20 protein-coding genes and 1 riboswitch are annotated in these 25,535 nt (G+C 65.7%); of the genes, 16 read left to right on the top strand and 4 right to left on the bottom strand.

Features of this window, described 5'->3' with window-relative positions; all coding sequences use genetic code 11:
• Positions 1–7 precede the first annotated feature (7 nt).
• The 3 genes from LSQ66_RS00985 (at position 8) to LSQ66_RS00995 (ending at position 2,779) form a co-directional block, all read left to right on the top strand.
• Positions 8–706 carry a hypothetical protein gene (locus LSQ66_RS00985; protein ID WP_231767961.1) on the top strand — a complete coding sequence of 233 codons (699 nt, stop codon included), beginning with the start codon at positions 8–10 and terminating at the stop codon, positions 704–706.
• 922 nt (positions 707–1,628) lie between these two features.
• Entirely contained in the window at positions 1,629–1,961 is a 333-nt protein-coding gene (locus LSQ66_RS00990; RefSeq protein ID WP_267871889.1) for a transposase, read from the top strand.
• Positions 1,958–2,779: an IS3 family transposase gene (locus LSQ66_RS00995; protein WP_231766975.1), complete on the top strand. Its 822-nt coding sequence runs from the start codon at positions 1,958–1,960 to the stop codon at positions 2,777–2,779. The genes LSQ66_RS00990 and LSQ66_RS00995 overlap by 4 nt, the downstream gene beginning before the upstream one ends.
• 86 nt (positions 2,780–2,865) lie before the next feature.
• Here LSQ66_RS00995 and LSQ66_RS01000 read toward each other — a convergent pair whose 3' ends face one another.
• The gene (locus LSQ66_RS01000) at positions 2,866–3,303 is read right to left on the bottom strand and encodes a DUF2147 domain-containing protein (protein ID WP_231767962.1); all 438 of its coding nucleotides are present in this window, start codon (positions 3,301–3,303) and stop codon (positions 2,866–2,868) included.
• Between the two features lie 292 nt (positions 3,304–3,595).
• Between LSQ66_RS01000 and LSQ66_RS01005 the strand changes: the two genes are divergently transcribed.
• A complete protein-coding gene (locus LSQ66_RS01005; protein WP_231767963.1) occupies positions 3,596–4,189 on the top strand; it encodes a hypothetical protein in 594 nt (197 codons plus the stop codon).
• Here the strand turns inward: LSQ66_RS01005 and LSQ66_RS01010 are convergent.
• A complete protein-coding gene (locus tag LSQ66_RS01010; protein ID WP_231767964.1) occupies positions 4,134–6,935 on the bottom strand; it encodes a valine--tRNA ligase in 2,802 nt (933 codons plus the stop codon). The genes LSQ66_RS01005 and LSQ66_RS01010 overlap by 56 nt on opposite strands.
• 159 nt (positions 6,936–7,094) lie before the next feature.
• Here LSQ66_RS01010 and LSQ66_RS01015 point away from each other — a divergent pair, with 159 nt between their 5' ends.
• The gene (locus tag LSQ66_RS01015) at positions 7,095–8,552 is read left to right on the top strand and encodes a DUF4214 domain-containing protein (RefSeq protein WP_231767965.1); all 1,458 of its coding nucleotides are present in this window, start codon (positions 7,095–7,097) and stop codon (positions 8,550–8,552) included.
• On the opposite strand, the gene LSQ66_RS01020 is transcribed toward LSQ66_RS01015, so the two are convergent.
• On the bottom strand, positions 8,534–9,190 hold the full coding sequence (locus LSQ66_RS01020) for a hypothetical protein (protein WP_231767966.1): 657 nt from the start codon (positions 9,188–9,190) through the stop codon (positions 8,534–8,536). The two genes, LSQ66_RS01015 and LSQ66_RS01020, sit on opposite strands and share 19 nt — an antisense overlap.
• Before the next feature lie 88 nt (positions 9,191–9,278).
• A riboswitch (TPP riboswitch) is annotated at positions 9,279–9,381 on the top strand.
• A gap of 77 nt (positions 9,382–9,458) precedes the next feature.
• On the opposite strand from LSQ66_RS01020, the gene thiC reads away from it, so the two are divergent.
• The 11 genes from thiC (at position 9,459) to LSQ66_RS01075 (ending at position 23,227) form a co-directional block, all read left to right on the top strand.
• The gene (gene thiC, locus LSQ66_RS01025; RefSeq protein ID WP_231767967.1) at positions 9,459–11,339 is read left to right on the top strand and encodes a phosphomethylpyrimidine synthase ThiC; all 1,881 of its coding nucleotides are present in this window, start codon (positions 9,459–9,461) and stop codon (positions 11,337–11,339) included.
• A gap of 10 nt (positions 11,340–11,349) precedes the next feature.
• Entirely contained in the window at positions 11,350–11,553 is a 204-nt protein-coding gene (gene thiS / locus LSQ66_RS01030) for a sulfur carrier protein ThiS (RefSeq protein WP_231767968.1), read from the top strand.
• Positions 11,554–11,568: 15 nt separating this feature from the next.
• Positions 11,569–12,354: a thiazole synthase gene (locus LSQ66_RS01035; RefSeq protein WP_231767969.1), complete on the top strand. Its 786-nt coding sequence runs from the start codon at positions 11,569–11,571 to the stop codon at positions 12,352–12,354.
• The gene (gene thiD, locus LSQ66_RS01040; protein ID WP_231767970.1) at positions 12,351–13,100 is read left to right on the top strand and encodes a bifunctional hydroxymethylpyrimidine kinase/phosphomethylpyrimidine kinase; all 750 of its coding nucleotides are present in this window, start codon (positions 12,351–12,353) and stop codon (positions 13,098–13,100) included. Before LSQ66_RS01035 ends, thiD begins: the two co-directional genes overlap by 4 nt.
• Positions 13,101–13,110: 10 nt before the next feature.
• Complete coding sequence (gene thiE / locus LSQ66_RS01045) at positions 13,111–13,725, top strand: thiamine phosphate synthase (RefSeq protein WP_231767971.1); 615 nt, start codon at positions 13,111–13,113, stop codon at positions 13,723–13,725.
• Positions 13,726–13,792: 67 nt separating this feature from the next.
• On the top strand, positions 13,793–14,422 hold the full coding sequence (locus tag LSQ66_RS01050; RefSeq protein ID WP_231767972.1) for an ANTAR domain-containing response regulator: 630 nt from the start codon (positions 13,793–13,795) through the stop codon (positions 14,420–14,422).
• 176 nt (positions 14,423–14,598) lie between these two features.
• On the top strand, positions 14,599–15,021 hold the full coding sequence (locus tag LSQ66_RS01055) for a response regulator (protein WP_231767973.1): 423 nt from the start codon (positions 14,599–14,601) through the stop codon (positions 15,019–15,021).
• A 69-nt stretch (positions 15,022–15,090) separates the two neighbouring features.
• Positions 15,091–16,197 (top strand): S-(hydroxymethyl)glutathione dehydrogenase/class III alcohol dehydrogenase, encoded by a 1,107-nt coding sequence (locus LSQ66_RS01060; protein WP_231767974.1) that lies wholly within the window; start codon positions 15,091–15,093, stop codon positions 16,195–16,197.
• Between the two features lie 318 nt (positions 16,198–16,515).
• Entirely contained in the window at positions 16,516–18,780 is a 2,265-nt protein-coding gene (locus tag LSQ66_RS01065) for a M56 family metallopeptidase (RefSeq protein WP_231767975.1), read from the top strand.
• 122 nt (positions 18,781–18,902) lie between these two features.
• Complete coding sequence (locus LSQ66_RS01070) at positions 18,903–20,135, top strand: ATP-binding protein (RefSeq protein ID WP_231767976.1); 1,233 nt, start codon at positions 18,903–18,905, stop codon at positions 20,133–20,135.
• Positions 20,132–23,227, top strand: a complete 3,096-nt coding sequence (locus LSQ66_RS01075) for a tetratricopeptide repeat protein (protein ID WP_231767977.1) — start codon at positions 20,132–20,134, stop codon at positions 23,225–23,227. Before LSQ66_RS01070 ends, LSQ66_RS01075 begins: the two co-directional genes overlap by 4 nt.
• On the opposite strand, the gene LSQ66_RS01080 is transcribed toward LSQ66_RS01075, so the two are convergent.
• Entirely contained in the window at positions 23,217–25,520 is a 2,304-nt protein-coding gene (locus tag LSQ66_RS01080; protein WP_231767978.1) for a UvrD-helicase domain-containing protein, read from the bottom strand. The genes LSQ66_RS01075 and LSQ66_RS01080 overlap by 11 nt on opposite strands.
• Positions 25,521–25,535 lie beyond the last annotated feature (15 nt).

Consider the following 25,535-nt stretch of genomic DNA (forward strand, 5'->3'; position numbering starts at 1 on the left):
GCAATTCATGGACATGCTGAAGAACGCCGTCGGCAACGCCACCGCGAACGCGGTCGCCAACGCCGCCACCGGCGCCGTGACCAAGGCGCTGTCGGGCGACAAGGCCGCCGAGAAGCCTGCCGACGCCCAGCCCGCAGCGGAAGAACAGTCGCCGCTGGCCGCCGCGGCCGCAGCGCTGATGCCCGCGCAGGCCGCCGCGAAGCCTGCGCTCAAGCCGGGCTGCGAGAAGGTCTACGGCAAGCCCCTGGCGCCGCTTGGCGAGCGCCCGGAGTCCTTCCCCGAGATTCTGTGGCCTGAAAACTCGGGCTGCGATGTCGCCAAGTTCGCGGACTACAAGTTCGAAGCCGCGAAAAAGAAGAAACAGGAATTCGTCAACGCCAGCGCAGTGTCGTGCAGCGACTGCGAGGGCGGCAAGGCTTACGACGCATGGGCTCAGCACGCGATTGGCAAGAGCGGCGTCTCCTCGGATAAATTCACTGAAATGCTGGTTGCCCTGAAGCCGGGCGAGAGCATCAAGTGGAAAGGCTCGAAGTTCAGCGGCACGATTGTGCTGAGCGGCGAGCAAGCAATTGGAAGTTTCCCCTGCAAGCAGTTCCACTGGACGCTCAAGGACAAGGCGAACAAGGTCGCCGCCGAGCGCGAAGGGCTGTACTGCGAATGGCAGGGGGGCTATTCCGCAAGCGCCAAGTGGCAGGAAGTGTTGTAATTTGGGGCTCCCTCCTCGGGGGGAGCCCGTTTTTTCCGCCAAGCCGAGAAGGCACAGCATGAAGAAAAAGGACCGCGAATGCGGTCCTTTTTTTATTGGCCGAACCGACTAATTGAAGGTGTGGACGCTTTGTTTCAGCTGAACACCCTGGGCTTTTGCCCACCTGTTGCTCTGCCGGACGGTCAAAGTGTATTCTCCGGTGCCAAGCACTATGCGGCAAGACATATGTTGAGTGATTGGTCCGTCATTCCATTCAGTGAGCCGTCCATCAGAGTCAAGGCATTCGGCCGAGCTGAACCTATGCGCTTGCCCGTCATTCCAGCGTGCGCCTCGAATTTCGGCGCGAGTTTCTATCGCTGGGCGTTTCTCAGGCTGTCCGTACGCCCTTGATTGAATATCAAAAACGAGCGTTTGAACCTCACGCAGCACCACTTTGCATTCCATCTCACTGTTGTTTAGTGTTCTGCACGCAGTGTTAGGTCCATTTCGCTCCCAGTCCTTCGTCAGTTCGGGCGCTGCGTCGATACGGTCCCATACGGAGGGAGTCTTCGGAGCCTGCTGCGGAACTGGCCAACTGCCGCCATCACTTCCATCGGACTTGCAGGTGCAAGGAGTGCAGGTCACCGAACCGCACCGGGTTCCATCCGAATATACCGGCTGTGAACAACTGGTTTGCTTACGAGCTCCATTAGAGCAAGCTGAACACTCGGCATTCCAGCTCTTCGTATAAGGGCATGATTGTGAGCGCGCTTGTCCACAGGTCGCAAACAGACCGAGTAGCAAAACAATGGTACCGATTCGAGACATGGCTGCCTCCTTGATTCGGAAGAGGTATATGTCATCCTATCTTGCACGCTCTTAGCCCAATAAGTCGTGTCATTGATCAAATGTAATGACCCAGTGAATTCCTGCTCAGGTGATAATACAGAAAGGACATCACGTGAGCATGGTCATGGAAGAGGAAGTAAAACGTTGGACGGCGAAGCGCAAAGCGGCGCTGGTCACTGAAATCATTCAAGGTAAGACCACCGTGGCAGAGGCCAGCCGGGCCTTTGATATGCCGCCTTCGGAGATCGAAGAGTGGGTGGATGAAGCCAAGCGGGGCATGGAGAACGCCTTGCGGGCAAAACCGCTCGACGTCCGCGAGCAGTACGAACGCCAGATCAAAGAGCTTCAGGAAGCCTACGGTGAGGCGATGCTGGAACTGCGTGCCAGAAAAAAGCTGGCGTCCCTGCTGGGCGAGGAAGAGAAGTGATCGAAACGATCCGCCAGGGACTAGCAGAAGACGGATTCAAAGTTTCGATCAATAAGCTGTGCCAGTGGTTCGACATGCCGCGCCGGACGGTGTACTACAAGTCCGTCAAGGCGGCGCCGAAGGTGCAGCCGCGCTTTGCCGAACCAATCAAGGCCATGATCAACGAGGAGCCATCGTTCGGCTATCGCACCGTGGCGGCCCTGCTGGGCTTCAACAAGAACACCGTGCAACGCATCTTCCAACTACGTGGCTGGCAAGTGAAGAAGCGGCCGATCGGCTTTCGTCCGCGTGTGCAGGCCTTGCCTTCGGTGGCGACGGCTCCGGACCAGCGCTGGGCGACCGACATGTGCCGCGTCTGGGCTGGGCGCGATGGGTGGTCAGTGCTGGCTTTGGTGATCGATTGCCATACCCGTGAACTACTGGGCTGGCATCTTTCCCGCTCCGGCAAGGCTAAAACGGCGGAGGCGGCCTTGGAACAGGCCCTTATTGCCCGCTATGGCACCCTGGGCAAAGTTACAGCGCCATTCTTGTTAAGGTCGGACAACGGCTTGGTTTTCACCAGCCGCAGCTACACCAGATTGGTGCGCAGCTATGGCCTGCGCCAGGAATTCATCACGCCTCACTGCCCCGAGCAGAATGGCATGGTGGAGCGCGTCATCAGGACGCTGAAGGAGCAGTGCGTACATCGGCACCGCTTCGAAAGTTTGCAGAACGCCAGCCGGGTCATCGCCGACTGGATTGGCTTCTACAACAACCGGCGCCCGCATCAGGCGCTGGGCATGAAAACACCCGCTGAGGCGTTTAGATTAGCGGCTTAAGTTGAGCAGGAACCGCTGGGTCATTACACAAATGCCTCGGATGGGCAGGGTGTTCAGAGCCACTCCAGCCCATTGCATTGCGAGTCTTATTCCTGGCGCAGCCAGGTTTGAGAGCGGCCCAGGAAAGGCGTGCCGATGTAGGCGCGCACTTCCAGCTTCTTGCCGCCGTCCGCCAGTTTCATTTTGGTGCGGTAGGTCTTGCCGCTTTCCGGGTCCATGATGGTGCCGTTGGCGTATTCGTCGCCGTCCTTGCGCACACCCTTGATGATGGTGAGGCCCACCATGGGCTGGCCCTTGTCCGCGCCTTCGCAGGCTTCGCATTTGGGGTTCTGGTCCTGGTCAGCGGGCCGCAGCAGCTTTTCGATCCTGCCCTGGTAGACGCCGTCCGCCTCGCTGATGCGGATCATGGCTTTCGGCTTGCCGGTCTTGTCGTCGATGTTCTTCCACAGGCCAACGGGCGAATCGTCGGCCGCCCAGGCCGCGGCGCTGGCCATGAGCAGCGCTGCATGAATCAGGTAACGCATAAGGTTTTGCCTCCGGTATGGTTTTTGTGAAACGAGTGTAGCAAAACACTTTAGAGGCGGTCGTCCAAAGAAGCCTGGGGTGGGTGTCCGATTTTTCGGCTTTTACTAAAACCTGCGATTTCTAACTAATTCGCTCTTGTTTGCCCCCTCCGGGAACTAAAAACACCCAAGCCACCTCTAATCATTACGCGCCAGTCGACACGAAAATTTTAGAAAACTATAGCGCGAGGTAGAACGTTGTAGAAAGACTTAGCAGCTTTTAGAGAAAACCGCTTTTCAGGAGGACCCCACCATGTCTTCTGGTGTCACTATGCCGCTTCGTGTGCCCGCCGAGCTGCTGGAAGAGCTTGGCAATTTCACTGGCTACTTCTGGTCGGATTTCCGGCTGGAGCCAATCATCTGCGATGCGATCCGCGCATATATGATGGCCGCCCCGGGCGCGTCGGTGCAATCGGCGGCGCCAAGCGAACTGGGATACCAATGGAAGGAGCTGTTTCTTCCGGAAGGAACCAGGCTGCGGGCATCTTTCGGCGGGCAGCCGTATTTCGCGGCGGTGGAAGGGATAGAAATCAAGTACGGCGAACAGGCGATATCTCCGTCCCGCTTTGCGAATCTGCAAGGCTGTGGCAATCGCAATGCCTGGAAAGCCATCTGGCTGCGTCTTCCCGGACGCGATGAGTGGCTGCTTGCCGACGTATACCGGTCGGCGCGAAAAGCGGCGATAGCGCGCCTGCGGGCCGGCGGGGAATCTGCGGCTGGCATCGGACAGGTGGAGCAGCCAAAAGAAAAGCCGCTGCAGGGGCAGCGGCTTTCCATGGGCATGAGCTGGATCAGGCGGCGGGCAGCTTGGCGAATTGCTCGCGCAGTTTGTCGATGGTGGCGGTGAAGTTGGCCAGGCGTTCCTTCTCCTGTTCCACCACGGCCGCGGGGGCGCGGGCCACGAAGCTCTCGCTGGACAGCTTGCCGCTGGCCTTGGCGATCTCGCCTTCGATGCGCGCGATTTCCTTCGACAGGCGCTCGCGCTCGGCCTTCACATCGATCTCCACCTTCAGCATCAGCTTCGTGGTGCCGACCACGGAAACGGCGGCCGGGGATTCCGGCAGCGCGTCCACGATCTGCACTTCGGAGAGCTTGCCCAGCAGCTGGATGTAGGGCGCGAAGGCGGCCATGCGCTCCTTGTCCGCGCCCGTGGCTTCCACGATCAGCGGCACGCGCAGGGAAGGCGCCAGCTTCATTTCGCCGCGCAGGTTGCGGGTGGCGTCCGTCAGGCCTTTCAGCTCGGCGATCCAGGCTTCCGCGGATTCGTCGATCAGGGCTTCGTTCGGCAGCGGATAGGGCTGGGTCATGATGGAGTTGCCAGCGCTGTCGCCCTTGCCCGCCAGCGGAGCAACGGTCTGCCACAGCTCCTCGGTCACGAAAGGAATCACCGGGTGCGCCATGCGCAGCACCACTTCCAGTACGCGCAGCAGGGTATGGCGGGTGGCGCGCTGCTGGCCCTCGGTGCCGCTTTGCACCTGCACCTTGGCCAGTTCCAGATACCAGTCGCAGTACTCGTCCCACACGAACTTGTAGATGGTGCTGGCGATGTTGTCGAAGCGGTAATCGGCGAAGCCTTTTGCCACGTCCTGCTCGGCCCTTTGCAGCAGGGAGATGATCCACTTGTCGGCCATGGACAGGTCGGCGTCGCTGGCGCTGCAGTCCTTGCCTTCGGTGTTCATCAGCACGAAGCGGGTGGCGTTCCACAGCTTGTTGCAGAAGTTGCGGTAGCCTTCGGCGCGGCCCAGGTCGAAGTTGATGTTGCGGCCGAGGGAAGCGTAGCTGGCCATGGTGAAACGCACTGCGTCGGTGCCGTAGGCCGGGATGCCTTCCGGGAATTCCTTGCGCGTGGCCTTCTCGATCTTCTCGGCCTGCTTCGGATTCATCAGGCCCGTAGTACGTTTTGCCGCCAGCGCGTCCACGCCGATGCCGTCGATCAGGTCGATCGGATCCAGGGTATTGCCCTTGGACTTTGACATCTTCTGGCCCTGCGAGTCGCGCACCAGGCCGTGCACGTACACGGTCTCGAACGGCACCTTGCCGGTGAAGTGGGCGGTCATCATGACCATGCGCGCCACCCAGAAGAAGATGATGTCGAAGCCCGTCACCAGCACGGAGCTTGGCAGGAAGGCTTTCAGGTCGGGGGTTTCTTCCGGCCAGCCGAGGGTGGAGAAGGGCACCAGGGCGGAGGAGAACCAGGTATCCAGCACGTCGCTGTCGCGCGTGAGCGGACCGGTGCTGCCTGCGGCCTGCGCCTTGGCCTGCGCCTCGGCTTCGTTCTTCGCCACGAAGATATTGCCCTGCGCGTCGTACCACGCGGGGATCTGGTGGCCCCACCACAGCTGGCGCGAGATGCACCAGTCCTGGATGTTGTTCAGCCACTGGTTGTAAGTGGTGGTCCAGTTCTCCGGCACGAACTTGATCTCGCCGCTCGACACTTTTTCCAGCGCCACTTCGGCAATCGACTTGCCCGGGTTGAAGGTGCCTTCCGGCGCGGGCTTGCTCATGGCGACGAACCACTGGTCCGTCAGCATCGGCTCGATCACGACGCCCGTGCGGTCGCCGCGCGGCACCATCAGCTTGTGCGGCTTGACCTGTTCCAGCAGCCCTTGTGCTTCCAGGTCCGCCACGATCTGCTTGCGCGCGGCGAAGCGGTCCATGCCGCGGTAGGCGGCGGGGGCATCGTCCGTGATCTTCGCGTCGAGCGTGAGGATGGACGGCATGGGCAGCTTGTGGCGCTGGCCCAAGGCGTAGTCGTTGAAGTCGTGCGCCGGGGTGATCTTCACGCAGCCGGTGCCGAAGGCCTTGTCCACGTAGGAGTCGGCAATGACGGGGATCTCGCGGTCGCACAGGGGCAGCTTGAGCATCTTGCCCACCAGCGCGGTGTAGCGCTCGTCGGTCGGGTCCACTGCCACGGCCACGTCGCCCAGCATGGTTTCGGGACGGGTGGTGGCCACGGTGAGCGAGCCGCTGCCGTCGGCCAGCGGGTACTTGATGTACCACATGGAGCCGTCTTCTTCCTCCGACACCACTTCCAGGTCGGAGACTGCGGTGCCCAGCACGGGGTCCCAGTTCACCAGCCGCTTTCCGCGGTAGATCAGGCCCTGTTCATAGAGGCGCACGAAGACGTCCATCACCACCTTCGAGCGCGGCTCGTCCATGGTGAAGTACTCGCGCGCCCAGTCGGGCGACGTGCCCAGGCGGCGCATCTGGCCCGTGATGGTGGAGCCGGACTTCTCCTTCCACTCCCACACTTTTTCCAGGAATTTTTCGCGGCCCAGGTCATGGCGCGAGATCTTCTGCGCGTCGAGCTGGCGCTCCACCACGATCTGGGTCGCAATGCCCGCATGGTCGGTCCCCGGAATCCAGGCCGTGTTGTGGCCCAGCATGCGGTGGTAGCGCGTCAGGCCGTCCATGATGGTCTGGTTGAAGGCGTGGCCCATGTGCAGCGTGCCCGTCACGTTCGGCGGCGGCAGCTGGATGCTGAAGGAGGGCTTGGAGAGGTCCATGGACGCGGCGTAGTAACCGCGCTTTTCCCACTCGCTGCGCCAGAACTGTTCAATGTCGGCAGGCTCGAAAGACTTGGCTAATTCCATGATGGGGCGTGAATTTTTGGCGAAAACCTCCATTATAAGGGAGGCGTGGCCCCAAGCGGCGTTGCGGCCCCGGCCGCCTTGCAATTCTCACCAAATGTTGCATCTGGACAATGGCATTCTGCCAAGCTAAGCTGCCTGCTTTTCATCGCCGGAGCGTCCGTGGCCACCATCACCCTGATCTATTCCCAGAAAGCCGCCGACCGCGCGCACAGCATGGGCGTGCGTCCGGCCTCGGATGACCTGCTCGGCTTCGACACCCTGGCCGCCCTGGTCTCGGCGACCTCCCAGATGCCCGCCATCGGCGCCGACGGCGTGGGCGGCGTGATGATCGGCTCCTTCCTGAACTTTACGGAGTTCGAGGACTTCGCCACCATGACCCTGTCCGGCGTCAGCGTGCGCGGGGGAGGCAGGGTGCTGGCGACGGGACTCAAGGGCTTCCATCCCGGCCAGTCCAACTTCCAGCAGCAGGGCGATTACGCCATGACCGTCTCCGCCACAGGCGGCTCCATGGTCGTGCAGTCGATGAGCAGCACCGTCAACACGGCCTCGGTCGAAACCGTGAGGACGCCCGGCATGGCGGGCTACGACAAGGTGTTCGGCAACATGACGGGCACCCTGGCCGGCGCAATGAAAACCGATATCTCCGGCCTCATGAGCGGCAGCGTCACGCGGCTGACCCTCGCCACGCAGTACATCGTCAAGTCCGCGCTTATCGAAGGCCAGTTCTCCGTATCCGGGCACAACGGCGGCCTGGAGACCAGCGGTACTGCCAACCTGCACGGAACGCTCACTACCTACAGGAACGTGTACGACGACGGCAGCATCGAATCCATCGAAGGCGCGTCCATCGCCTACGACAGCCGGGTGAATTCGGCGCTGCTGCAAAGCGCCTCGAATTTTTCCGGCGACGACGTCTTCAACGTCAGCATGCCGGTGCTGCGGGATACGCTGCAGATCGCGGCGGGCGAGGGCAACGATGTCGTGACACTGGCGGGCGGCGGCGGAGGGCTGCACGTGGACGCGGGCTGGGGCAACGACATCATCAAGCTGGCCAGCGATACGCACTTCGTCGAAGGCGGCGGGGGCCTCGACACCGTGCTGCTGCCCGGCGCGGCGGCGGAGTATGCGAAGGGTGGCAGCGGCGGCCTGAAGACCTTTACCGACGGCGGCGGCGCCGTGGCAAGCCTGAGCGGCATCGAGCGCGTCCAGTTCAGCGACGCGGGCATTGCCTACGACATCAACGGCAATGCGGGCCAGGCCTACCGCATGTACAAGGCCGCCTTCGACCGCGCTCCCGACGCACTGGGCCTGGGCTTCTGGATTGCCAATCTCGATAAGGGCTGGACTCTGGCGCGGGTCGCCTCGGGCTTCCTCGGCAGCGACGAATACGTGGGGCGCTATGGCGCCGACGCGAGCGACAGCGCCTTTATCGACAACCTGTACCAGAACGTGCTGCACCGCGACCCCGAGGCCGGCGCAGCGGCCTACTGGACCACCCGCCTCGCCGCGGGCGCCAGCCGCGCCCAGGTCATGGTGGAATTCAGCGAAAGCCCCGAGAACCAGGCGCAGGTGATCGGCGCCATCCAGAACGGCATCGACTATCTTCCCTTCGGCTGATTCGGGCGGGGCGCCTCGCACTCCGCGCCCCAGGCCACGAACTCGTTGTGCAGCTTGCGCGTGGCGATGCGGGCGGTCCCGCCCTGCGAGCTCTCGAACACCAGCACATTCTGTCCATCCTTAGCGCGGTCAAGCCCCGTCAGGCGGAAGCCGTGGTTGCGCAGCGGCGCGCAGCGCGTATTGCCCGCCATGAGAAGGCGCGCGCTCCCCAGCAGCTCGGGATACTGCTGCAGCAGGCGCAGGGCGTCCATGTCCGCCACGGCCGCCAGCAGGCGCACGGCGTGCTCGGGCGGCGTGCCGCATTGCCCCGCATGATGGATCCACATCACCTGTTCCGCGTCGCCGCGCAGGCGCCAGCGCTGGGACGGGCGGCCCTGCGGCGAATAATCGAAGGTTTCGCGCGGGGCGCGGCACAGGGGCAGCACGGCGCGCTGGCCGGGGCCGTCCACGGTGGCGCTCAGCTGGCGCTTGCCGCCGCGCGGCCCGGTGCTGAAGGCGGGATTGGGCAGATGCGCATCCGGATGCAGGCTGCGGTAGAAGGCGTAGAAGGAATCCGTTTCGGCCTCGCTCACCTGCGCCTGCGCCGGCGGCAAGGCCGCGGCCAGTGCGGCGAGGGCCGCGCTTGTCAGTGCTCTCATGGGCCGATTATATCGCCGGGCCCGCGCGCCAGCGCGCGCCGCTTGAATTCCCGTCCGATGCGGTTATAATTCCTGCGCTGCCTCCGGGCAGCAACGCTAGGGGTCCTGCGCGGCGAGAGCGGCGCGGGTGAGAAATACCCTCCGAACCTGATCTGGGTAATGCCAGCGAAGGGAAGCTTGTGGAAACGCCGCGCCTTCACGCTCCGCCGTGCCGCGCGTGCGTCGCCTGAACTCCTTTGCTGGCTCCTGAAGCCGACAAAGGAGCCAAATGAACGCCAATCCCACCTTCCTCGCCGCCACGGCCGAGGTAGACAGCGCCGCCATCGCGCCGCTGCCCAACTCCCGCAAGATCCACGTCCAGGGCAGCAGGCCCGATCTGCGCGTGCCCATGCGCGAGATCAGCCAGTCCGACACCTCCGCCTCCTTCGGACAGGAGCCCAACCCGCCGGTCACGGTGTACGACACCTCCGGGCCCTACACCGATCCCGAAGCCCGCATCGACATCCGCTCCGGCCTCGCGCCCCTGCGCGCGGCCTGGATCGCCGAGCGCGGCGACACCGAGGAGCTGCCCGGCCCCACCTCGGACTTCGGCAAGGCGCGACTGGCCGATCCTGCCCTGGCCGCCCTGCGCTTCGGCCTCACCCGCCAGCCGCGCCGCGCGCGCGCCGGCGCCAACGTCACGCAGATGCACTACGCGCGCCGCGGCGTCGTCACGCCCGAGATGGAATTCGTCGCCATCCGCGAGAACCTGCGCCGCCGCGAATACGCGGCCTCCCTGCGCGCAGCGGGGCCGATGGGCGAACGCATGGCCGCCATGCTGGAGCGCCAGCATCCCGGCCAGTCCTTCGGCGCGGCCATTCCCGCCGAGATCACGCCGGAGTTCGTGCGCGAGGAGGTGGCGCGCGGGCGCGCCATCATCCCCGCCAACATCAACCACCCGGAATCGGAGCCCATGATCATCGGCCGCAATTTCCTGGTGAAGGTGAACGCCAATATCGGCAACTCGGCCGTCACTTCCTCCATCGGCGAGGAGGTGGAGAAGATGACCTGGGCCATCCGCTGGGGCGGCGACACGGTGATGGACCTTTCCACCGGCAAGCATATCCACGAAACGCGCGAATGGATCGTGCGCAACAGCCCCGTCCCCATCGGCACCGTGCCGATCTACCAGGCGCTGGAAAAGGTGAACGGCAAGGCCGAAGACCTGACGTGGGAAATCTTCCGCGACACTCTGGTCGAACAGGCCGAGCAGGGCGTGGACTACTTCACCATCCACGCGGGCGTGCTGCTGCGCTATGTGCCGCTGACGGCGAACCGGCTGACGGGCATCGTGTCGCGCGGCGGCTCCATCATGGCCAAGTGGTGCCTGGCCCACCACAAGGAGAACTTCCTCTACACGCACTTCGAGGACATCTGCGAGATCATGAAGGCCTACGACGTGTCCTTCAGCCTGGGCGACGGCCTGCGTCCGGGCTCCATCTACGACGCCAACGACGAAGCCCAGCTGGGCGAACTGAAAACCCTGGGCGAACTCACGCAGGTGGCCTGGAAGCACGACGTGCAGGTGATGATCGAAGGACCGGGCCACGTGCCCATGCAGCTGATCCGCGAGAACATGGACCTGCAGCTGGAGCAGTGTCACGAGGCGCCGTTCTACACCCTCGGCCCCCTCACCACCGACATCGCCCCCGGCTACGACCACATCACCTCCGGCATCGGCGCCGCGCAGATCGGCTGGTACGGCACGGCCATGCTGTGCTACGTCACGCCCAAGGAGCACCTCGGCCTGCCGGACAAGGACGATGTCAAGGAAGGCATCATCACCTACAAGATTGCGGCCCACGCGGCCGACCTGGCCAAGGGCCATCCCGGCGCCCAGATCCGCGACAACGCGCTTTCCAAGGCCCGCTTCGAGTTCCGCTGGGAAGACCAGTTCAACCTGGGCCTCGATCCGGACAAGGCGCGCTCCTTCCACGACGAGACCCTGCCCAAGGACTCGGCCAAGGTGGCCCATTTCTGCTCCATGTGCGGCCCGCATTTCTGCTCCATGAAGATCACCCAGGAAGTGCGCGCGGCGGCGGCCGAAGGCATGCGCGAGAAGGCCGTGGAGTTCGTGCGCAACGGCGCGGAACTGTACCGCAAGCTGTGAGGAGTCGGAAATGATCGGCATCGTATTGAACGGAGAGCCCCGCAGCGTGCCGCCCGGCCACGACCTGCAGGCATTGATCGACGGCCTCGAACTGGGCGGGCAGGCGCTGGCGCTGGCCGTCAACCGCCAGGTGGTGCCGCGCCAGAAGTGGCCCGGCTACCAGCTGCAGGCGGAAGACAGGATCGACATCGTGCGCGCCATCGGCGGCGGCTAAACCAAGGAGAACGACATGGAAAACAAGGACAGCCTGCTCACCATCGCAGGCAGGCAATACACCTCGCGGCTGCTGGTCGGCAGCGGCAAATACAAGGACCTGGCGGAAACGCGCGCGGCCACGGAGGCATCGGGCGCCGCCATCATCACGGTCGCCATCCGCCGCGTGAACATCGGCCAGGACCCGAACGCCCCAAACCTGCTGGACGTGCTGCCGCGTGAAATCACCGTGCTGCCCAACACGGCGGGCTGCTACACGGCGCGCGACGCCATCTACACCCTCCAGCTGGCGCGCGAGCTGCTGGGCGGCCAGAAGCTGGTGAAGCTGGAAGTGCTGGGCGACGAGAAGACGCTCTTCCCCAACATGCCCGAAACGCTGGCTGCGGCGAAGGAACTGGTGCGCGACGGCTTCGACGTGATGGTCTACTGCAGCGACGACCCGATCCAGGCGCGCATGCTGGAAGACGCGGGCTGCGCCGCCATCATGCCCCTCGCATCGCTGATCGGCTCGGGCATGGGCATCCTCAACCCCTGGAACCTCTCGCTCATCATCGAACAGGCCAAGGTGCCGGTGCTGGTGGACGCGGGCGTGGGCACGGCCTCCGATGCGGCCATCGCCATGGAGCTGGGCTGCGACGGGGTGCTGATGAACAGCGCCATCGCGGGCGCCCGCGACCCCGTGCGCATGGCGCGCGCCATGAAGCTGGCCGTGGAAGCGGGACGCGGCGCCTTCCTGGCAGGCCGCATGCCGCGCCGCTTCGCCGCATCGCCTTCCTCGCCCATGGCAGGGCGGGTGGCATGAAGCAGCGCCCCTGCGTGCTCGTCTTCGCGGGCTTCGACCCCTCCTGCGGCGCGGGCATCGCCGCCGACGTGCAGACCGTCACCGCGCTGGGCGGCCATCCGCTCGCCGTGGTGACGGCGCTCACGGTGCAGGACAACAACCGCGTGCACGGCGTGGAGCCCACGCCGCCGGAACTGGTGCGGCGGCAGGCGAGGGCGCTGATGGACAGCTGCGAGATCGGCGCCGTCAAGATCGGCATTCCGGGCAGCGCCGAAAACGCCGCCGCCATCGCGGAACTGATCGCCGCGCTGCGCCGCGAGCAGGGCGCCGCCCTGCCGGTGGTGCTGGACCCCGTGCTCGCCAGCGGCCGGGGCGACGCCCTCGCGCGCGGCGACGCCGCCACCGCCCTGCAGCCCCTGTTCGGCCAGGCCACGCTCCTCACGCCGAACGGCCCCGAAGCGGAAGCCCTGGCAGCGCGCGCGGGCGCCGTGCCGCACCTGCTGCTGACGGGAGGCCATGGCAGCGGCGCCAATGTCGTCAACACCTGGCGCCACGAAGGCCGCGAGCGCGAATGGAAGTGGCCCCGCCTGCCGGGCGAATTCCACGGCAGCGGCTGCACCCTGGCCTCGGCCGCCGCCACCCTGCTGGCCCAGGGCCTGCCCATGGAGCAGGCCCTGGACCGCGCCCAGGCCTTCACATTCGAGGCGCTGCTCGCCTCCTACGCCATCGCGCCCGGCCAGTGCATGCCGCTGCGCCGCGCCGCCTAAGGAGAACACCTTGCAAGGACTCTACCTCGTCACCCCCGACTGGGACGACACCGCCGCGCTGCTCGAACGCAGCGAGCAGGCCCTGCGCGCAGGCGTCGCCCTGCTGCAGTACCGCCACAAGACGGCGGACGAAGCGCTGCGCCGCAGCCAGGCCGGCGCGCTGCTGGAACTGTGCCGCCGCCATGGCACGCCCCTCGTCATCAACGACCACATCGCCCTGTGCCAGGAACTCGACGCGGACGGCGTGCACGTGGGCGGCACGGACGCCAGCGTGGACGAAGCCCGCGCCGCGCTGGGCGCGCACAAGATCGTGGGCGCCTCCTGCTACGGAGAGCTGGAGCGCGCCATCGCCGCCCAGCGCGCCGGCGCCAGCTACGCCGCCTTCGGCGGCTTCTACCCCTCGCGGGTGAAGCGCTACGACTTCGTCACCAGCCCCGAAATACTGGACCGCGCGCGCGTGATGCTGCGCGTGCCTTGCGTCGTGATAGGCGGCATGACGCCGGAGAACGCCCGGCCCCTGGTGGCGCGCGGCGCCCAGATGGTGGCCGCCATCAGCAGCGTGTACGGGGCGCCCGACACCGCGCAGGCGGTGGAGGCCTTCCGGGGCCTGTTCCATTCGCGCTGAGGCCTGCCCGGCGCTGGTCAATACGTCTATAATCGGCTCACGAGAACCGCATGAAAGGTGCCGAGATATGAACGCTGCCGCTCCGGTCAAACGACTGATCATGATCGTGGACGACGACCAGATCCTCGCCGAGTTCCTGAGCGAGGTGCTGCGCAACGCGGGCTACGACACGGTGCGGGCGCACGCCGCCGACGAAGCGCTCAAGCTGGTGTCCGAGCGCGAGCCCGACATGGCCCTGCTGGACATCCACATGCCCGGCATGTCCGGCATGGACCTGGCCAAGCAGCTCAATCGCCACACCACCGTACCCTTCATGTTCCTCTCCGGGCGCGGCGACAGCGACGTGGCCAAGCAGGCCGCCGCCTACGGCGCCGTCGGCTTCCTCGTCAAGCCCGTGGACGAAAAGCAGCTCATGCCTGCCTTCGAGGCGGGCCTGGCGCGGGCCGACGAAATCCGCGAGCTGCGCCGCACGGAAACCAACCTGAACGCCGCCCTGGCGGCCGGGCGCGAGACCAGCCTGGCTGTCGGCCTGCTCATGTGCAAATTCCAGACCGACCGCAATACCGCCTTCGAAGTGCTGCGCGACCATGCCCGCTCCAGCCGCCGCAAGGTGAACGAGGTGGCCGACCAGCTGCTGGCCGCCGAGGAAACATTGAATGGTTTGCATGCGGCATTTAACGCACGCCTGAAAAAATAGTGTTTCCCATGTGAATTAGAACCGGGTTACACTACCCCCATCTGCCGGGCCTCCAGCCTGCCCGGCACCTCTCTCCACAGCCGCCTGCACCCTGCCGCTGTAGCGCATCCTTCGGCCCAGCTCCGCCGACAAGCACTCAACCCTTGCAACGCGAGACCCCTCGCGCGGAGATCCGTATGAACATGACCGACGCCCTCCAGTCCCTCGCGCCCGGCGCGCACGCCGTGCCCAAGGTGCTGCATGTGGACCGTGACGAAACCGCCGCCCTCATCCTGGCCACCCTCATCGTGCCCGAAACCCAGGTCAGCCACGCCGCCAGCCTGGGCGACGCGGCCGTGGCCCTGGCCGAGGAGCACTATGCCCTCATCGTGCTCGACCCTGACCTGCCGGACGGCGACGGCTACGAGCTGGTGCGCAGCCTGCGCGCACGCGGCGACCACACGCCCGTGCTGCTCTACACGGCCACCCATCCCGATCTGCACCACGACGCCCACGCCTTCCTGCCCAAGCCCTGGACCTCGCCGCGCCAGCTGTGGCAGGCCGTGTCCTACCTGCTGAAACTGGAAGGTGCGCCCGCCGCGCTGGAGTTCGCTGCCTGAGGACCGCTTCGCGCATTGTTGGCCGCCTTGCTATGATGTCGGCTTTACCACATCACACGGGACAATGCGATGAAGACCAAGGCCGCAGTGGCATGGAAGGCGGGCGCACCGCTGACGATTGAAGAAGTGGAGCTGGGCGGCCCGAAAGAGGGCGAAGTGCTGGTCGAGATCAAGGCCACCGGCATCTGCCACACCGACTACTACACGCTCTCGGGCGCCGACCCCGAGGGCATCTTCCCCGCCATCCTCGGGCACGAAGGGGCGGGCGTGGTGGTGGACGTGGGGCCGGGCGTCAAGAGCCTGAAGAAGGACGACCACGTCATTCCCCTCTACACGCCGGAATGCCGCCAGTGCAAATTCTGCCTCTCGCAGAAGACCAACCTGTGCCAGGCCATCCGCTCCACCCAGGGGCGCGGCCTGATGCCCGACGCCACCAGCCGCTTCTCCCTGGACGGCAAGCCCATCTTCCACTACATGGGCACCTCCACCTTCTCCAACTACATCGTGGTGCCCGAGATCGCGCTGGCGAAGATCCGCGAGGACGCGCCCTTCGACAAGGTGTGCTACATCGGCTGCGGCGTGACCACGGGCGTGGGCGCCGTGCTGTTCACGGCCAAGGTGGAGGCGGGCGCCAACGTGGTGGTGTTCGGCCTGGGCGGCATCGGCCTGAACGTGATCCAGGCGGCGAAGATGGTGGGCGCGGACAAGATCATCGGCGTCGACATCAACCCGGGCCGCGAAGCCATGGCGCGCAAATTCGGCATGACCCACTTCATCAATCCGAACAGCGTGGAGAACGTGGTGGACCACATCATCCAGCTCACGGACGGCGGGGCCGACTACAGCTTCGAATGCGTGGGCAACACCACGCTCATGCGGCAGGCGCTCGAATGCTGCCACAAGGGCTGGGGCAAATCCATCATCATCGGCGTGGCGGCGGCGGGGCAGGAGATCTCCACGCGGCCCTTCCAGCTGGTGACGGGGCGCGAATGGAAAGGCTCCGCCTTCGGCGGCGCCCGCGGCCGCACGGACGTGCCCAAGATCGTCGACTGGTACATGGACGGCAAGCTCAACATCGACGACCTCATCACCCACAAGCTCCCCCTGGAGCAAATCAACGACGGCTTCGACCTCATGAAGCGCGGCGAATCCATCCGCTCAGTCGTCATGTACTAAGGCCCAGCCCGTGTCCAAATCTGGTGCCAGGGAAGATTCTTGGACACGGCCTCGGCCCTAACGGCATAGGGCTGTGCTCGTGTCCACTTTTCTTCCCTGGCACCAGATTTGGACACGGGCACGGCTGTAACGCCTGTCCCGGCTTTTTGCAGCCTGTTCCGCCGTTGCGGCGTCCTGTCGCAAACCGGCTCCGTTCTGCCAGCTCCCTGAGCTAGAGTGATCCTTGTCGAATCACCATGCCTTTATGTAGAAAAAAAGTTCTAGACACGAGGTTCTAGATCAATTATTCTACATTGGACCAACTCCTGGAGCCCTGCCATGAATACACTGTTGAACGCGCTTGTGCCTGCCATCGGCTGGTCCCTGCTGCATTTCGTGTGGCAGGGATTGCTGATCGGCTGTGCGGCCACCCTGGCCCTGCATCTGCTGCGCAATGCCCGGCCGCAGACGCGCTACGCCGTGGCCTGCCTGGCGCTGCTGCTGTGCGCCGTGGTGCCGCTGGCCAGCATCGCCTGGCGCTTGATGGATGCGCTGAACGGCGGCGCCCCTGCGCCGCTGCTCGATCCTCTGATCGGCGCCACCGCCCTGCCTCTGGCGGAGCAGGGCGTGCCGGTGCTGCTGCAGCCGGAGCAGCTGAGCAATTGGGAATACACGCTGCGCCGCCAGATTCCGTGGCTGGTGCTCGTCTGGGCGGCCGGTGCGGCCCTCATGACCCTGCGCCTGTCCATGGGCCTGCAGTGGGTGCGCCAGCGCACCCTGGCCGGGCATTTCCGTCCCGACCCCCAATGGCAGGCCACCCTGGAGCGGCTGGCGCGGCAATTCGGCATCGGCCGTACCATCCGCCTCGGCGTGTCCGAGGAGGACCTGGAAGGCCCCATGACCGCCGGCATCTGGCGCCCCATCGTGCTGCTGCCCGCCTCCATCGTCACCGGCATGCCGCCCCACCTGCTGGAGGCCCTGCTGGCCCACGAGCTCGCGCATATCAAGCGCCACGATTACCTGGTCAACCTCATCCAGAGCGCGATCGAGATTTTCCTGTTCTACCACCCCGTCGTGTGGATGCTGTCGCAGCGCATCCGCGTCGAGCGGGAACAGATTGCAGACGATTTGGCCGCAAGCACGCTCGGCGAACCGCGGCGCCTGGCCCTTGCACTTTCCGAACTGGACAAGTTCCAGTTCACCACCTCACATTTTGCCCCCGCGGCACACGGAGGAGATCTTATGTCCCGTATTAAACGCCTGGTCCGTCCCGACGCCCAGCCCCTGAGCTGGAAGATGGCGACCCCGCTGCTCGGCATCTTTGCCGCCTGCGCAGTGTTCTATGCCCATGCCAACCCGGCCGTCGTGGCCGATGCCGTGGACGCGGCAACGAAGTCCACGCAGTCCGCCGCCACCGCGCAGCAGGCGGCGGCCGCCGGCCGTGAAGCCGCCGCAGCTGGCCGCGAAGCGGCTGCTGCAGGCGTCGAAGCCGCTGCCGCCGCTGCCGAAGCAGCCCAGGCAGCCGCCGAAGCGGCGCGCGCCGCGTCCGACGCCACCTCCGGCGATTCCGGCGACGACACCAAGGGCTGGGATGCCGTGCCGCCCGAGCCGCCCAAGCCTCCGAAAGCCCCGCCTGCGCCTGCCGCGCCGATGCCGATGCCAATGCCAGCCCCGGCAGCCATGGCCGCCCCGGCGCTGCCAGCACTGCCTGCCGCCCCGGCCGCGCCAGCCGCCCCGGCCAGCATGCCGGTGCCGCCTGCACCCCCGGCGCCGCCCGCGCCGCCCGCCTGGCCCATGGCGCACAGCGTGCACCCCAACAAGTTCCACGGCATGATCCACATCGGCAACCGCCGCGGCGACAACAGCCAGGCCTACGCCCTCGTGCATGAGGGAGACGAGCGCCTGTTTGTCTCGGCCCACCGGGACGACCTGCAGGACATCAAGCGCGCCCAGCGCAATACGAAGGGCAACTTCATCTGGTTCCGCAAGGACGGCCAGACCTACCTGGTGCAGAACCCTGAGCTGATCGCCCGTGCCGACGCGGCCTGGGAGCCCGCCAACAAGTTGGGCGCGGAGCTCGATAAGCAGGGCCAGCTGATGAACAAGCACAGCAAGGTGATGGAAGAGCTGGGCGAGAAAATGGGCCACGCCGCGGCCGACCGCGCCGACCGCCAGAAGGACCGCGACATGGAACGCCAGGTGCGCGCCCTGTCGCGCCCCATCGAGCGCATCGGCCGCCAGATGGAAGAGCTGGGCCGCCGCATGGAGCGCGAGGACAGCGACGAGCGCCGCGACGCGCTGTCGAAGCAGATGGCCGAACTGCAGGCCAAGCTGGGCCCGATGCAGGAGGAGCTGAACAAGGCGGCGCGCGAGCTGTCCGAGAAGCTGCGCAAGGACATGCCCAACCAGGAAGCGATGCGCGACCTGCAGCGCCAGATGCACGCGGCCAGCGAGCCGATGCGTGAACTGGGCCGCAAGATGGGCGAGATGGGCCGCGAGCAGGGCCGCCTGAGCCGCGATGCCGACAAGACCATGCGCGAACTCATCGACGAGGCCCTGCGCAAGGGCCTGGCCAAGCCGCTTGAACAGAACAAGGCTGGCTGAGCCGTAACGATCCCGTGAAGCGCTTCTGCCCGCGCCAGGCGACTGGTGCGGGCATTTTTATTTGCCACTATAAAAATTTAGTGCTATATTTTCGCAGTGCTATAAAAATATAGTGAGCAATCATGGACAATATCGCAGGCTCCCCGGTCGAGGGCGCCAATTTTTACGGCCGGGAAGCCGATAGGGACCAGCTGGTCGAAACGCTCGAGAACGACGATGTGCTGCTGCTGGGCCCGCGCCGTATCGGCAAGACCTCCATCGCCCGCGCCGTCATGGCGGAGGTGCGCCGCAAGGGCTGGAATACCGTCGAGGTGCCCGTGGCGTCCTGCGTCAGCGAGGCGCAATTTATTTCCCGGCTGAACGCGGCGCTGCGGCCGGGCATGGCGGGACTGGGCAAGAAGCTGGGCTCGGCAATCCGCGACGGCTTCAAGGCGGTCGCCGGCAGGGTCAAGGGCGTGAAGGTCGGCGTGCCCGGCACAGGCGGCGTGGGCATCGAGCTCGGCACGGGCGAGGTAGCGGACTGGACCGTGGCAGGGGCCGAGCTGGTCGCGCTCATGGCCGGGAGCGAGGGCCGCTGGCTGGTCTATATCGACGAGCTGCCGATCATGCTCTTCAACATCATCGAAAAGGATGCCGCGAACGGGGTGCAGCGCGTGCGCCGCATCCTCGACTGGTTCCGCAACGACGTGCGGGCCGCCGACGGCACGCAGCACATCCACTGGCTCATCACCGGTTCGGTGGGCCTCGATACCCTGGTGCAGCAGCACGGCATGGCGGACACCATTAACAGCCTGGCCCACCGCAGCCTGCCGCCCTTCGATGCGAAGGTGGCGGCCGAAATGCTGATGGAGCTGGCAGGCCGCTACCAGCTGCCCCTGCTGCCGGCGGATGCCGGCGCCATGGTCGCCGCCATCCAGTGGCCCCAACCCTACTACCTCCAGATGGCCTTCCAGCACCTGCGCATGCTGTGCGCCGCCAAGCCCCACACTGCGCCTGGCGAGCTGATCGAAGAGGCCATCGACTGCATGTGGCAGCCTGACAGCGACAACGATTTCCACCACTGGGAGAGCCGCCTGGACCTGCAGCTGGGTCCCCAGCTCGGCGGCCAGGCGCTGGCCCTGCTCAAGCTGAGCGCGCGCGACCCGCTGGGCGCCAGCCCGGCCCTGCTGATGCTGACCCTGGGCCAGCGCATGCCCAACAGCTCGGACGAAGAGCTGGAGCAGCGCTTCATCCAGCTGCGCACCGTCCTCCTGCGCGACGCCTACTGGTGGCAGGACGAGAGCAGCGGCCAGCGGCGCTACCGCGTGCGCCTGGAACCCCTGCGCCGCTGGTGGGCTGCGAGGAGCACGGTATGAGCGCGGCGCCGCAGCACCACTACAATCCCGCCTGGCTGAGCGACGACGACCTGGTCAGCAACTTCGTTGCGCGCCAGGCCGATTTCGACTTCCTGCGCGGCGAACTGGCGCGTGCGCCCCTGCACGGCAGCGTCCAGCACTATCTGCTGGTCGGCGTGCGCGGCGCCGGCAAAACCACCATGCTGCGGCGGCTGGCCGTCGCCATCCGCCGCGATCCCGAGCTCAGCGATCACCTCATCGGCCTGTCCTTCCCCGAAGAACTGTACCAGGTGAAGAACCTGGCGGACTTCTGGTGGGCCGCCTGCGATGCGCTGCTCGACGAGTTGGACACGCTGGGGCAGGCCGACCGCGCCGACGCGCTGGCCGAGGAGATCGAACAGGCGCGGCGCACCCGGCAGCAGGACGACCCCATTTCCGGCGAGGGCTGCCAGCTCCTGCTGCGCTGCTGCGCCGACCTGCAGCGGCGGCCCGTGCTGCTGGTGGATAACCTGGACATGGTATTCCAGCGCATCGACAACAGCGGCCGCAAGCGCAGCAATCCGCAGGCGCCGGCCTACTGGGCCCTGCGCGAAGCGCTCTCCACGGCCGATTCGCCCGTCGTGGTGGGCGGTTCCGTGCGCCTGACCGAGGCGTTCACCAGCTACGACAAGGCCTTCTACGATTTCTTCATGCCCAAGCGCCTGGGCCGCCTGGAGCTCGAGGAGGTGCAGCGCGTGCTGCTGCGCCTGGCGGAGGCGCGCCAGCTGCCAGAGCTCGCGCAGCGCCTGCGCGAGCGGCCCGGCCGCATCACCGTGCTGTTCGAACTCACGGGCGGCAATCCGCGCGCGCTGGGCCTGATCTTCGAGCTCCTGCGCAGCGGCCCGAACGGGCGTGCCGTGGAGGACTTCGAACGCCTGATGGACCTTACCACCCCCTATTACAAGGCGCGGATCGAGGACCTCTCCGAACAGGCCCAGGTCATCATGCACGCCCTGGCGGTGCCCGCCACCAGCGACGGCCTCCAGTTCGGCGCCACGGCGGCCAGCATCGCCGCCTATGTCAACCTGCCCACCACCACCGTGTCGGCGCAGATGGCGGCGCTGGAAAACGAAGGCCTGGTCGAAAAATCCGCCGCCCACGGCCGCACCCAGTACCGCATCACCGAACAGCTGTTCCGCCTCTGGCTGCAGATGCGCGCCACCCGGCGCATCCGCCAGAACGTGCTGGGACTGACGCGCTTCTTCGAAGCCATGTACGAGCCGGACGAACTGCAGGAAGCCCTCAAGGAGCCCTGCGGCGCCAGCCATCTCGCCGAAGCCAAGTATGCGTTCGCCGTGGCGGGAGCAGGCAGCATGACCGAGGTGCAGCGCAAGGAGATCGAAACCTATGGCATGGGCAAGCTGCGCGAGCATCTCGCCGATCATGGCGGCGAGATGCAGGACTATCTGGCGGACAAACCCTCCGCCAGCGATGCACAGCAGGCCATTGCCACGGTCGCCATGGCCAAGGCGCTGGCCGAGCGGGGCGAGTTCGAGGAGGCCGAGCGGCGCTTCCGCAAGGCCATCGACCTCGACCCCCGCCTCACTTCCGCCTGGTTCGGCCTGGCTGACCTGCTGGACGATGGAATGCAGCGCTACGAAGAGGCTGAAGCGGCGTACCGCAAGGTGGCCGAACTGAATCCGGACATGGCCCTGTCATGGACCGTGCTCGCCATGTTCCTCGAAGACAAACGCTATCGCTTTGAGGAAGCGGAGCAGGCCTACCGCCGGGCGCTGGAACTGGAGCCGGGGGAAGGGGAGACCTGGATCCTGCTCGGCAATCTGCTGGCCGAGCGCCTTGGCCGCGCGGCCGAGGCGGAACCGGCCTTCCGCAAGGGCATGGCGCTGATCGACGCTCCCTGGCCCGCCATGATGCTGGCGCAGATCCTGGCGCTCCAGCTGAAGCGGCCCGCGGAAGCGTTGAAGGAGCTGGATGCCGCCCTGGCGCGCTATCCGGAGGACTCTTCGCTGTGGGCCACTTACGGCAGCATTCTTTCGGACCTGATGGGCGAGCCGGAGAAAGGCGAAGCCGCCATCCGCAAGGCCATCGCCCTGGATCCGGGCAACGCGGTCTTGCTCGGGGACTTGGCGGGCGCGCAGGCAAAGGACGGCAGGCTGGCCGAGGCCCTCGCTACCGTGGAAACGGCGCTGAAGATGGTTCCGGACGACGCGGCCTTGCTGGCCTTGAAGGGCATGCTGCTGGGCGAAACCGACCGCGCGCAGGCGGAGGCCGCCCTGCGCAAGGCGGTAGAGATCGATCCTTCCAGCGACTCGGGCTGGATCGAGCTGGCCAAGCTGCTGGGCGCCGAGGCGGAAGGCGCCGCAGAGGCGGAAGCAGCCTACCGCAACGTGCTGGAGCGGCGCCCCGGCGACGCTGCTGTATGGGGCGCGCTTGGCCATCTGCTCGTGCAGCATACGGACCGCTATGTGGAAGCAACGGAGATCTATCGCAAGGCGACCGAACTCGATCCCGCCAGCGCCGTGGCCTGGAACAACCTGGGCAACCTGCTGTGGGAATACGGCGGCGCGCCGGAGGAGGCCGAACAGGCCTACCAGCGCTCCATTGCCAGCGACGCCGGATACGCTCTGCCCTGGTGCAACCTGGCCCGCCTGCTGGAGCATGTGGGAAGGCTGGACGAGGCGCTGGAAGCGCACGGGCGCGCCAGGGCGATCCAGCCGGACCTCGAACCCTTCTGGGAAGGGCAGCGCCTGAAAGTGGTGACGCGCAAGGCCGTGGCCGCAGCCACCGAAGCCCTGGAGCGCAAGGACGCTGCCGCCCTGGCTGCAGCGATGGAGCCCATGTTCATGGAGTCCGAGCATATCGCCGCCATCGCGGTGAGCGAGGAGTTCATCGAAGGGCTCCTCGGGCCGGCGCTGGCGGTTCCGGAACGCGCAGTTCTCCTGCATGCGGAACTGAAGCGGCGCGGCTTCGACAGGCATGCCCGTCCGCTGCGGCTCGCCTTCGAAGCGGCGCTGACCGGTCAGGCCGCGCTGCTGGACGAGCTGGAGCCGGAACTGCAGGCCGCGACAAAGGCGATGCTGGCGCGGCTCCAGGCAACGCCGGTCAGCGGCTGATGCGTTCCAGCTTGGCGATGGAGAGGTCCAGCACCTTCATGCCAAAGCTGCCGAAGTTGATCTGGGCGCGGCAGTTGCTGCCGCTGCCCTCGATGTTCACGATCACGCCTTCGCCGAACTTGGTGTGCGCCACGGATTCGCCGATGCGCCAGCCGCTGCCGCCGGACTTCTGGGCGATGCGCTGGGCAATGGCATTGTCCGTGCCGCCTGCCAGCGTCACGTCGTCCCAGGCCGACTTCTTGTTGGCGAACCAGTGCGCCTGGACCTTGGGCGAGAGCCATTTCAGGGATTCTTCCGGCAGCTCGTCGAAGAAGCGCGACTTCATGTTGTAGCGCGTCTGCCCGTGCAGCATGCGGGTCTGCGAGAAGCACATGTAGAGCCGCTTGCGCGCGCGCGTGATGGCCACGTACATCAGGCGCCGTTCCTCTTCCACGCCGCCATCCTCCTTCGAGCTGCTCTCGTGCGGGAACAGGCCCTCTTCCAGGCCGGTGATGAAGACGTTGTCGAACTCCAGTCCCTTGGCCGAGTGCACGGTCATGAGCTGCAGCGCGTCCTGCCCGGCCTGCGCCTGGTTGTCGCCCGCTTCCAGCGAAGCGTGCGAGAGGAAGGCCGAGAGGGGCGACATCACCGTGGCCAGCGGCGCATCCGCGTCCAGGACCTCGATGCCGTCCGCATTCACGATGGCGCTGCCCGCCTGGGCCTGCGCCTGCGGCCCCAGGTGGGCGGGCGCTCCCTGGCCATAGCCTTCCTCGGACACGAACTGCGTGGCCGCGTTCACCATCTGCTCCAGGTTCTCGATGCGGTCCGCGCCTTCCTTCTCGTTCTGGTAGTGCTGCAGCAGCGTGCTGCCTTCGAGCACCACGCGCACCAGCTCCGGCAGCGCCATCTGCTGCGTCTCGAAGCGCATGCCTTCGATCAGCTTCACGAAGGCGGCCAGCGAGTTGCCCGCCTTGCCCACCATATAAGGCACCGCGGCATACAGCGAGATGTTGTACTGTTCGGCCGCGTTCTGCAGCTGCTCCAGCGTGCGCGCGCCGATGCCGCGCGCAGGGAAGTTCACCACGCGCAGGAAGGCCGAATCGTTGTGCGGATTGTCCATCAGCTGCAGGTAGGCGATGGCGTGCTTCACCTCGGCGCGCTGGAAGTAGCGCAGGCCGCCGTACACCGTGTAGGGCAGGCCCGCCGAGAACAGCGCATGCTCGATCACGCGCGATTGCGCGTTGGAGCGGTACAGCACCGCGATCTCGCTGCGCGAGGCGCCTTCGGCGATCAGGTTCTTCGCCTCCTCGATGATCCACTGCGCTTCCTGCAGGTCGGAGCTGGCTTCGTACACCCGTACCGGTTCGCCGTGGCCCGCGTCCGTGCGCAGGTTCTTGCCCAGGCGGCGGCTGTTGTTCGCGATGAGCATATTGGCCGCATCGAGAATGTGGCCGTGCGAGCGGTAGTTCTGTTCCAGCTTGATCAGGTTCTTCACCTGGAACTCGCTCTCGAAGGCTGCCATATTGCCAACGTTGGCGCCGCGGAAAGCGTAGATGCTCTGGTCGTCGTCGCCCACGGCGAACAGGGCGCCGCCGTACTGCGAGCCGTGGCCGGACATCAGCTTGAGCCAGTTGTACTGCAGGTTGTTCGTGTCCTGGAACTCGTCCACAAGGATGTGGCGGAAGCGCTGCTGGTAGTGCTCGCGCAGCGGCTGGTTACGGCTCAGCAGCTCGTAGGTGCGCAGCAGCAGTTCCGCGAAGTCCACGACGCCCTCGCGCTGGCACTGCTCGTCGTACAGGTCGTAGAGCTCCACCAGCTTGCGCTCCATGGCGTCGTAGGCGTTGATGTCCTTGGCGCGCAGGCCCTGTTCCTTGTGGTTGTTGATGAAGTACATGACCGTCTTCGGCGGGTACTTCTCGTCGTCCACGTTGTACTGCTTGAGCAGGCGCTTGATCATGGACAGCTGGTCCTGCGAGTCCAGGATCTGGAAGGACTGGGGCAGGGCGGCGTCGCGGTAATGGGTGCGCAGCAGGCGGTTGCACAGGCCGTGGAAGGTGCCGATCCACATGCCGCGTGTATTGATCGGCAACATGGCCGACAAGCGCGCCAGCATCTCCTTCGCCGCCTTATTGGTAAAAGTGACAGCCAGGACGCCGGCCGGCGACACCTGGCCGGTCTGGATCAGCCAGGCGATGCGCGTGGTGAGCACGCGCGTCTTGCCCGAGCCGGCGCCTGCCAGGATCAGGGCATTCTGCGGCGGCAGGGTGACGGCGGCGAGTTGTTCGGGATTGAGGTTGTTGAGGAGATTCTGCATCCCGCCATTATACCG

The organism is Massilia endophytica (assembly GCF_021165955.1).
Taxonomy (GTDB): domain Bacteria; phylum Pseudomonadota; class Gammaproteobacteria; order Burkholderiales; family Burkholderiaceae_D; genus Rugamonas; species Rugamonas endophytica.

What these genes read in the sequence shown, in the direction of transcription:
- LSQ66_RS01060 (WP_231767974.1), top strand. Translation starts at nt 15,091, where the DNA reads ATGAAGACCAAGGCCGCAGTGGCATGGAAGGCGGGCGCACCGCTGACG.
- LSQ66_RS01010 (WP_231767964.1), bottom strand. Translation starts at nt 6,935, where the DNA reads ATGGAATTAGCCAAGTCTTTCGAGCCTGCCGACATTGAACAGTTCTGG.
- LSQ66_RS01050 (WP_231767972.1), top strand. Translation starts at nt 13,793, where the DNA reads ATGAACGCTGCCGCTCCGGTCAAACGACTGATCATGATCGTGGACGAC.
- LSQ66_RS01000 (WP_231767962.1), bottom strand. Translation starts at nt 3,303, where the DNA reads ATGCGTTACCTGATTCATGCAGCGCTGCTCATGGCCAGCGCCGCGGCC.
- LSQ66_RS00985 (WP_231767961.1), top strand. Translation starts at nt 8, where the DNA reads ATGGACATGCTGAAGAACGCCGTCGGCAACGCCACCGCGAACGCGGTC.
- LSQ66_RS01020 (WP_231767966.1), bottom strand. Translation starts at nt 9,190, where the DNA reads ATGAGAGCACTGACAAGCGCGGCCCTCGCCGCACTGGCCGCGGCCTTG.
- thiC (WP_231767967.1), top strand. Translation starts at nt 9,459, where the DNA reads ATGAACGCCAATCCCACCTTCCTCGCCGCCACGGCCGAGGTAGACAGC.
- LSQ66_RS01075 (WP_231767977.1), top strand. Translation starts at nt 20,132, where the DNA reads ATGAGCGCGGCGCCGCAGCACCACTACAATCCCGCCTGGCTGAGCGAC.
- thiD (WP_231767970.1), top strand. Translation starts at nt 12,351, where the DNA reads ATGAAGCAGCGCCCCTGCGTGCTCGTCTTCGCGGGCTTCGACCCCTCC.
- LSQ66_RS01005 (WP_231767963.1), top strand. Translation starts at nt 3,596, where the DNA reads ATGTCTTCTGGTGTCACTATGCCGCTTCGTGTGCCCGCCGAGCTGCTG.
- LSQ66_RS01070 (WP_231767976.1), top strand. Translation starts at nt 18,903, where the DNA reads ATGGACAATATCGCAGGCTCCCCGGTCGAGGGCGCCAATTTTTACGGC.
- LSQ66_RS01055 (WP_231767973.1), top strand. Translation starts at nt 14,599, where the DNA reads ATGAACATGACCGACGCCCTCCAGTCCCTCGCGCCCGGCGCGCACGCC.
- LSQ66_RS01035 (WP_231767969.1), top strand. Translation starts at nt 11,569, where the DNA reads ATGGAAAACAAGGACAGCCTGCTCACCATCGCAGGCAGGCAATACACC.
- thiS (WP_231767968.1), top strand. Translation starts at nt 11,350, where the DNA reads ATGATCGGCATCGTATTGAACGGAGAGCCCCGCAGCGTGCCGCCCGGC.
- LSQ66_RS01065 (WP_231767975.1), top strand. Translation starts at nt 16,516, where the DNA reads ATGAATACACTGTTGAACGCGCTTGTGCCTGCCATCGGCTGGTCCCTG.
- LSQ66_RS01080 (WP_231767978.1), bottom strand. Translation starts at nt 25,520, where the DNA reads ATGCAGAATCTCCTCAACAACCTCAATCCCGAACAACTCGCCGCCGTC.